Raw genomic sequence first — 7,857 nt, forward strand, 5'->3', positions numbered from 1 at the left:
TTTACCTTTCGGTGTCGGGCACGAACTTGTCGGCCAGACCAGCGGTTATTTCAAATAGCCGCAGTCGGGTCTTCTTCTTCACCTCATTCGGGACATCGATGATTCCGCCCTTTGCCAGATGAGCGTCATAGGGCATGACTTCCACGGTGGCGCCGGTCTTGCTGAACCGCTCGGTCAGATAGGCCACCGCGGCACTGTCGGCTTTCGGGGCGGAGTGGTTGAGGATCACGGTGGAACGCGAAACCAGCTCGTGATAGCCCTGCGAAGCCAGGTAGTCCACCGCCCGCAACACGGGACGGGACTGGTCGGCGGTGACCCCCGAGACGAAGACCAGGGTGTCGGTGTTCTCCAGCACCGGTTTCATGACCGGGTGTTCCAAGTCCGCCGCCGTGTCGACGACGATCACGTTGTGCGTGCGTCGTAACCGCGACAACACCCCGCTGAACATTGCCGGAACAAGCGGCCTCAACTGATCTGAGGTGCGATTGCCGGCCAGAACGTCTAGGCCAACGGCATTCTGGCCGAGGTGTTCCCGGATATCGGAATACCCCTGTACGTCGGTGTCGCTCAGGACGGCCGAGTAATCGCCCGGAGGGTGCTCGTCGATGCGGTCAGACAGTGTCCCGAAGCCCGGGACGGCGTCGATCGCGATGACATTCTCGGGCCGACATTCCCGGAAGACACTGCCGATCGCCGCGGCCATCGTCGTCACGCCGGTGCCGCCCTTCCCGGACACCAATGTGATCACGTACTGCCGCCGGATGTGCCGACGAATTCTATTACGCAGGTCGCGATAATGGCGTTCGCTCGGAGATTCGCCAGGATTAACGGTTTTAGCCGACAGGACATAGACGAGTCTGCGCCAGCCCGAGCCCGGTGGAATCTTGCGTGGCGTCGCCAGGTCGGAAATACGCATCGAGTCCGATATCGAATCGCGGTAGCTGGGGCCCGGTGCCGGATCCCACCGCACAGATGAGCCTTCGTCCGGCATATTCGGGCTATTCCACGGGCTCGTCACGAGCGTGATGTTAACACGATTGCTGAAACTGCGATTGCTGCGTTTCTGGACCGGAATGCACGGTAAAGACAAGGCCGTGAATTCACTGTCATACAACCCGCCGGTGGGAATGCCAGTCTGCGCCGGCGGGTAGCCGGGCTATGAGCCGCAGGATCGCGCCGGCCACATCGCTACGGGTACCGGGGGAGACGATTTGGTACCGGCGACCGCCATTGTCGACATTCTCGACACAGACTCGGCCGGCCGGGGTGTCCGAAATCAGCACCGTGGTGTCTCCCACCGCGACGCGGGCGAGTTCCTCGGCGCCGGCGCCCGGCTGGATCGCGACGATGTTGGCCTGGCCCGACAGCTCCGGGTCGGCGGCCATCGCCACGATCTGCTGTTGATCGATATCGAGCCGGAGCGCGGCAAGGTGCTGACGAAGACTCTCCGGGCTGCGAACTCGTTCGAGCAGTTCGCGCGTATCCAGGGTGACGGGCCGCAGCGGTGCCGGGTCGGTGACACCGCACAGCCGCTCGATCTGTCCGACGAGCAGGTCGCCGGCAGCCTCTTGGTCGGCGGCACTTCCGGCGGGATAGAGCCGCACCTCCAGGCCACGGCGTTCCAGCACCACCCACCAGGAAGCGAATCGGCTGATCGAGACACGGGTCAGGTGTTGGGGGTCGTCGGCGGGCCGACCGGGGAAACTGAGGTTGAGCATCAGCGCGATGTCGCGGCGCATGATCACCGTGAGCCATTCCCGCAGCATCGGGTCGGCTTGGCCCTGTTCGTCGAGAGCGCCGATGGTGCGCAGCTCCTGCGCGATTGGATGCGCAAGAGCGCGCTCGAGAGTGTCCAGACGGGGTAACAGTGGCCGCAGGCCCAACTCCGGGCACAACAATTCGATGCCGGTGACGGCCTGTAGCACCCACAGTCCGTCGACAGTCGTTGTCAGCACGGGGCCCTCTCCTCAAAACGTGGTTTGCGGCAGCCGCGCCGACATTGCGAAGTGGGGCATCTGCGCCGTATCGCAGACACCCCACTTCGAGCGGATCAAAAGATGTGGTTGATCGTCTGGTCGGTCTGCAGGGCCCCATCCAGCACGGAGCCGATGGTGGAACCGTGGTGACCGATGGTCTCGATCAGGCCCTGCAGACCGGAGAGCATCTGCGCTTGGGCCTCGAAGAATCCGGTCGCGCCATGACCGGCGAAGTACTCGGTCAGCATCTGGGTGAGCTGGTGAGCATCGGCGTGGATCTGATCCAGGGCGCTCGCGTTGCCGATGACGCCGTGCGCGTGGTCGCTTACGGCGGCGGGGGGGTAGGTAATGCCGTCACTTGTGGACATAGGAATCGGTGTCCTTTCGAGTACAGGGGTCGTCGGGGGTTAGGCGGACTGGCCGCCGAACAGCGAGTGGAAAGCGTGCTCGGAGTGGGACTCGTGGGATTCCATGAGTGCCGCGGCCTGTTTGAGACCTTCGGTCAGCCGGCTGCCGCCGATGAGGACCTTCTGCATGTCGTCGTGAATCTGTGCGGCGGTGGTGAACGAGGCCCGAGATCCCCCGCCCGCCCACGTCGACGCCCCCAGGATGTTCTCGTGGTCGGCCAGGTACTGGTTGGCGATCGCCTGCGCATGTTCGATGTGCTGCGACAGTTTTGACGCGGTGTTCCGCATCAGTTCGGGCGTGACGACTATGGCTGCCATCGATTCCTCCTCGGTTGTAGAACAACCCCCCCGGATTCGGCGGGATCTGGCTGGCGGTAGTCTATTTGCTCTTTTTGTATGTGTCGATTCACCCTGTGGCCAAGAAAAGCCCAGGTCAAACCCGATCGTCGATAACCCGCACGGTGGTGCGGGCCGACTGGCCGTTGTTGGTCTTGCCGCCGGCTCCCGCCGCGGCGCCGGGCGCGATGGGCATACCCCCCATGCCCGTGGCGCCGGTGGTCGTCAGGCGGCTCGTCTCGACCGAACCCAGCGCGCCGCTGGGCCGCAATCCCACCGGACGTCCGCCACCGGAGTCGAAGGCGCTCACGGGCCGGGTGAACGCGGAGACCGGCGCGCCCGGCCCGCCTGCCGCGACGCCACCGGAGGAGGTGGCGGAGTTCGCCAGCGTCGCCGTGGCGGGAAGCCCGGTGGCCCCTGGGGAGTTGAGCGCCCCGCCCAGTGCGTTCGGGTTCATGAACATGCCCATCAGGGACTGCATCGGGCTCAGCATCGACTGCGGCAGCTGCGCCAGCGACTGCGGCGCCTGGGTCAGCGTCGAGCCGATCTGCTGAACCGGGCCCAGCAGGGAACTCATCGGGTCGCCCATGCTCTGGGCGGCGCCGGCGCTCTGGCCGGCAGCGTTGGTCGCGGTAGACGTGCCGGCGTGGGCGGCGCGCATCGCGCCGCCGGCAGCGGCCTGGGAGGCCGCCTCGCCGACAGCGCTGGCCGCCGCGGCGGGAGCTGCCGGGGAAGCGCCCATACTCGCCACCGGAGCGGGAACCGTCAGGCTGGCGGTGAGCGCCGTCAGCGTCGCCCCGTAGGACGCCCCCACCGCGGCGTTATTCGGCCAGAACAGGCCGTAGTACTGGTATTCGAGCGAAGCGATCCGCGGTGTCAGGGCCCCGAGCACCGACGGGTTGATCGCGTAGTCGGTTGCGGTCTCGATGCGGTTCTCTTCGCACTCGGCGGTCGTGCGCATGCTGGCATAGGCGAGCTGGTAGGCCTCGACGGCCGCAGCGACGATGGGGGCCTTGACGTCTACCCAACCCGCCAGCCCGTGCAGGGCCACGTTCAGCAGGGTTGCGTTGAGGACTGATCCCTCGGATCCGGCTCCGATCCACCGCAGCGAGGTCAATGCCGTGTTGACCGCCGAGGCGATTCCCGACGCGTGATGAGCCATACCCAGCGCCGACCATGCGGCGCCGTTGGCCAGCATGGTCGGAATGCCCGCGCCGGATTTGATCAACATGTCGTTGGTCTCCGGTGTGCGGGCGGCCCACCCCGGGTCGGCCATGAGCTACCCGCCGAGTGCGACGGTGGCGGCCCGCAGTGCCTCGGTGGCGCCGTACACACCTGCGGCGGTGGCCTGCGCGCCGGAGTACAGGCCGCGCTGCGCCGAATGCTCGGCGACGATGCCCAGGTATTCGCCGCCGGAGGCCAGCAGGGCGGCATGGAATGCGATGGAGTCGGGGTCGTTACCCATGGGCAAAACCCCCAGCAATGCCGGGCTGGCGGCCGAGGCGGCCGCCTGCGTTTCGGCGGTGATCGCGGCTTCGACTCCCGATGAAGCCAGGACCGCTTCCGGTTCTACAGAAAACATATTTCCTCCCCGATGCCTCATCACCGATATGTCGACGGCGGCGAACCGGACTTGATCGTAAACCGAATTGCGACGCGCGTCACTTCAAGATGTAAATACCGGTTATTGCCGTTCGAAATCGTGGATCATCGACGACGGAACTCCTACCAGAACGCCCTCGACCTCTAAGTCATTGACCAACAGTCCGCGGCCGGCGGGCAACGCCTGAGCCCGTATCGTGCGGTTGACCTTGTTCTGGGGGTCGTTGTCCATGAACAACGTGGGCGCCTTGGCGGCGCGTTGCGCCTTCACCCAGGGGTCCATCTCCAATTGGCCGAAGTTGGAGGAGTTACGCGTGGTGAAAACGTGCAGTCCGATCTGACGGCCCCGTTCCATCAGCTTCCACAACGCCGCACCTACCGGTGGTTTCGCCGGATGAATTTGTGCGGGGCGCAGATCCTGCACGTCGTCGATCAACACGAAATGCCGGGGCCCCTCCCAGGGCTTGAGCGCCCGTAGCTCCTCCTGGCTGAGCCCCTTGGCGGGCAGCCGGGGGAGCAGTATCTGTTGGGCAAGCGTGGTCAGTGTCTCGTCGATCTCGTCCTGGTCATAGGCATAGGCATGGATGTAGCCCGGACCCTGCAGGTCTCGTAGCGGGCCCGTTTTCGGGTCGATGATCGTGATCTGGGCTTCCCCGGGGCCGAAGCGTGCCATCACTGCTTCGCCGATTGCGGCCAAAGTGGCGCTCTTGCCGCACAGGGCTCGCCCCAGGATCATCATCCCGGGGTTTTCGGCCAGCATCAGCGGGACCGGAAGCAGATCGTGTTGCTCGCCGATCATGAACGCGATGGACGGCGGGGCTTGGGCGGGCGGCCGCTGTGCGACGTCGTAGGCCAGGATCTCCACCAGCGCGACAGCCGCTGGAAGTCGCTTGAGTGTGGCGTGCTTGGTGACACCCGCGACCTGCGCAACCCGGCTCCCGAGTTCCCGGGTCCCGATCCTGGTGCCGTCCTCGGCGGCCAGCTCCGGAACCCCGATGAGCATCTCGTGCAGCGACTCGGTCAGACCGAAGCCGGGCCGGTTGACGGTGCGTTTGGCGGCATCGCGGGCGTCCAGCGACGCGGTGCCCATCTCATTCTCGCCGGGGTTCTGCAGCCGCAGCTGGATGCGAACGTCCGAGTTCTGCAGCAGGGTCTGGCGTTGACCGTGAATCCAGCCGGAGGCGCTGGTCATCACGTGCACGCCGTACTCCGGACCGACACCGCTGAGGGCGATGATGCGGTCACCGAGCATCGTGTCGGCGGCGTAGAGATCCGAGAAGTCGTCGATCACCAGGAAAACGTCCCCGTAGGGATCGCCGGCGTCGGTGCCGGCCGTACTCTCGCCACCGCCTGCGCCGAAGCGCCGCTCCCGGAACTCGTTGATGTCGATCTTGTCGCGGCGGAAGGTGTCTTGGCGGGCGCTGATCAGCGCGGCCATGGTGGCCACGGTGCGCTCCACGCCCTCGCGGTCGGCCGGCGAGACGATGTCGGCCACGTGCGGCAGGGTTTCGGCGTAGCCCAGGGTTGCGCCGCCGACGCAGAAGAACGTCACCCGCGCCGGGGTGTACATCAACGCGGCCGAACACATCAGTGTCATCAGCGTGGTCGTCTTGCCGCGGCTCTTGGCCCCGACCACCATGATGTTGCTGCGCAGCACATCCACGCAGTGCACCAGCTGCTGGGCGTCCTCGGGGATGTCCTTGACGGCCAGCGGCCACACCAGGCCGGGGTTGCGGCCGTAGTCGACATGCCACGGTTTGCCCCGGTAGCGCGCGACCAGGGCGTCGACCGGCTCGGAGATCTCCAACGGAGGCAACCACGGCAGGTGGGGTGCCTTGCGGTCGGCGGCGATGAGTGACTCACGCAGCACATCGACGATCTTCTTCTTCTTGAAGCCGTCGGCGTGCAGCAGAAATTCGTCGGGCTCCGCGTCGGTGGCCGATATATCTTGCAGCGCTTGGGCATCCGCTGCATCCAGCGGCTGGTACTGCCAGGTGTACAGCCGGGGCTTGGTGAGCGTCATATCCAGGGTCTGGCCGGTCGGCAGCTTACGTTTGGGGACCACGAACGGCGCCGAGAGGTAGAAGCAGCGGAACGGCTCCAGGTCACGCGGACCGACCTTCAGCAGTCCGAAGCCGTTCTCCTTCGACGGCAGGTGGTAGGCGGCATCCGACCCGATCACTTCGCGGCTGTCGTCCCCGGACTCAGCCCGCAGGGCGACCCGGAATGCGATGTTGGACTTCACCTTCTGCAAGGACGACAGATCCAGGCGCTGTCCGCCGAGCATGAAGAACACGTTTGCACCGCGGCCCTCCTGCCCGATATGGATGATCAAGTCAATCCACTTGGGGTGGTTTTGGAACAGCTCCAGGTATTCGTCGATGACTACGAGCAGTACCGGTACCGGTTCCAGGTCCCGCCCGGCCAGGCGTATCTCCTCGTAGTCGTTTGCGTCGCGCGCACCGACCGAGTTGAACAGGCGATAGCGCCGGGCTATCTCACCGTCGATGGCGCGCCGCATTCTTTCAGCGAGATGCCGTTCGTCCTTTCCGAGGTTGGACAGGGCCGCCGACACGTGCGGGATACCGAGGATGTCTTGGGCCGCGGACTCGAACTTCATATCGACGAAGATGACGTTGAAAGTCTCCGGCGAGTGGGTCAGCGCAATGCCGTAGACCAGGGAAAGGAAGAACTCTGATTTTCCCGAGCCGCTGGTCCCGATGACGACCGAGTGAAAACCGTAGCCGCCGAAGTCTTTGGCGCGCAGAATGATGTTCTGCAGTTCGCCGCTGGGCTTGGCTCCGACGGGAATCTCTGCCCACCGTTCATCGCCCCGGCTGCGCCTTTCTGCCCATAGCCGGTCGACGTTGAGTTCCCGGGCGTCGTCGATGCCCAGGGCACGCAACAGTTCCAGGGCGCCGCTGCCCGCGTCGGCGACATCGACGCTGGCGGTAGGTGACCAGCGGGCCATCGCCCTCGCGTAGCGGTAAGCGCGCGGCACCGACAGTTGGTCGGCGTGAGCAAAGAACTTTCCTCCGGCGCACAGCGTCGGCCTGTCGGGCAGGCTCGGGCCGCGCCGGTTCTTGCGGTCCGGGGCGCCGGCTTCGTCAGCGCGATTCCGCGGGGCCTGCTGCTTGGTCAACTCAAAGATCTCATCGCGGCCGAAGCCCACACCGGTGCCCAGACGCGAGGCCACCCGCAGCACCGTGATGCCTTCTTTGCCGACCCGACCGACCACGCTCTCCCATGCTTCGGGACTGCCCGTGTTGTCGTCGACGATCACCAGGTGCGGACCCAGATCGGGTTCGGCGCCACCGGTCTCCAGCGGTGAGGCCATGGTGGTGGGGCTCGGCGCCGAGAGCGGCCGCCAGGCGCCGCGCTTGCCCTTCATGTGAAGGTCGGCGCCCAGTGTCGCCTCAAGTTCGGTAGGACTGGTGAACACCAGGCGTCGCCACCCGCAGGCGTCGAACAGTTCGTCGTGTTGGTTGTGCGGCAGCCAGATCATCCACGACCACAGCTCCGGGTGCCGGGTCACC

7 protein-coding genes are annotated in these 7,857 nt (G+C 65.6%); all 7 read right to left on the reverse strand.

Annotated elements, in window-relative coordinates; genetic code table 11:
• Position 1 precedes the first annotated feature (1 nt).
• On the reverse strand, positions 2-1,018 hold the full coding sequence (locus tag LI92_RS01150; RefSeq protein WP_152665293.1) for a MinD/ParA family ATP-binding protein: 1,017 nt from the start codon (positions 1,016-1,018) through the stop codon (positions 2-4).
• Between the two features lie 88 nt (positions 1,019-1,106).
• Positions 1,107-1,955 carry an ESX secretion-associated protein EspG gene (locus LI92_RS01155; RefSeq protein WP_046315040.1) on the reverse strand — a complete coding sequence of 283 codons (849 nt, stop codon included), beginning with the start codon at positions 1,953-1,955 and terminating at the stop codon, positions 1,107-1,109.
• A gap of 95 nt (positions 1,956-2,050) precedes the next feature.
• On the reverse strand, positions 2,051-2,344 hold the full coding sequence (locus tag LI92_RS01160; RefSeq protein WP_046315041.1) for a WXG100 family type VII secretion target: 294 nt from the start codon (positions 2,342-2,344) through the stop codon (positions 2,051-2,053).
• A gap of 39 nt (positions 2,345-2,383) precedes the next feature.
• Positions 2,384-2,701 (reverse strand): WXG100 family type VII secretion target, encoded by a 318-nt coding sequence (locus LI92_RS01165; RefSeq protein ID WP_046315042.1) that lies wholly within the window; start codon positions 2,699-2,701, stop codon positions 2,384-2,386.
• A gap of 115 nt (positions 2,702-2,816) precedes the next feature.
• On the reverse strand, positions 2,817-3,995 hold the full coding sequence (locus tag LI92_RS01170) for a PPE domain-containing protein (RefSeq protein WP_046315043.1): 1,179 nt from the start codon (positions 3,993-3,995) through the stop codon (positions 2,817-2,819).
• Positions 3,996-3,998: 3 nt separating this feature from the next.
• Complete coding sequence (locus LI92_RS01175; protein WP_046315044.1) at positions 3,999-4,301, reverse strand: PE domain-containing protein; 303 nt, start codon at positions 4,299-4,301, stop codon at positions 3,999-4,001.
• A 102-nt stretch (positions 4,302-4,403) separates the two neighbouring features.
• The coding region (eccCb, locus tag LI92_RS01180; protein WP_046315045.1) for a type VII secretion protein EccCb at positions 4,404-7,857 on the reverse strand (3,454 nt) is incomplete at its 5' end.

Source organism: Mycobacterium sp. UM_Kg1 (assembly GCF_000972925.1).
Lineage (GTDB): Bacteria > Actinomycetota > Actinomycetes > Mycobacteriales > Mycobacteriaceae > Mycobacterium > Mycobacterium hiberniae.